1 protein-coding gene is annotated in these 611 nt (G+C 44.4%); it reads right to left on the reverse strand.

The window, feature by feature from the left end; genetic code table 11:
* Window positions 1-611, reverse strand: a 611-nt coding sequence (locus AC0QHF_RS08485; protein WP_324703771.1) for a reverse transcriptase domain-containing protein, incomplete at both ends; no start/stop codon positions are given.

Here is a 611-nt window from a genome sequence, read left to right on the forward strand (position 1 = left end):
ACCCATGCCCGCAGTTGTTGCCAGAGTATGTTATCTAGCTTTCCGAAAATCTCCGAGGAGACTACCCCTGAGTAATACCTTGCCCATCCAGTGATGATGGGGTTGAGTTCCTTAATCAAGGCGGCTTGAGGTGCTGTTTTGTGTTTCTTAAACACCTCTTTCACTTTTTCGATGTGGGCTTTGATTGCTTCCTTATCAGGTTTAATGTGAGTTTTGAAGCCGAGTCGTTTACTGACCTTGCCTCCACTTTTACCTGACCTGTGTTTTCCGACTGGATATTGCCTGATATTGAACCCTAGAAAGTCAAAACCAGGTGAGACCATTTTTCCATTTACTTCAATTTCTTGAAGTGTGTGGCATATTCTTGTCTTTTCTGGTTTGAGTCGGAGTCCAATGGGCTTTAGCCATTCGGAGATAGCAATCTGGCACTGTTCAATGATTTCGAGTTTTGGTGATATGACTACAAAATCATCGGCGTATCTGACAACCGTTGCTTGAACTGTACTATTCTTTTTGGGGAATAGTTTTTCGATATGCCTCACCATTCCATCCAGTGCGATGTTGGCGAGGAGTGGACTTATTACCCCTCCTTGAGGTGTCCCGGCTTTCGT

The organism is Lyngbya sp. CCY1209 (genome assembly GCF_055795065.1).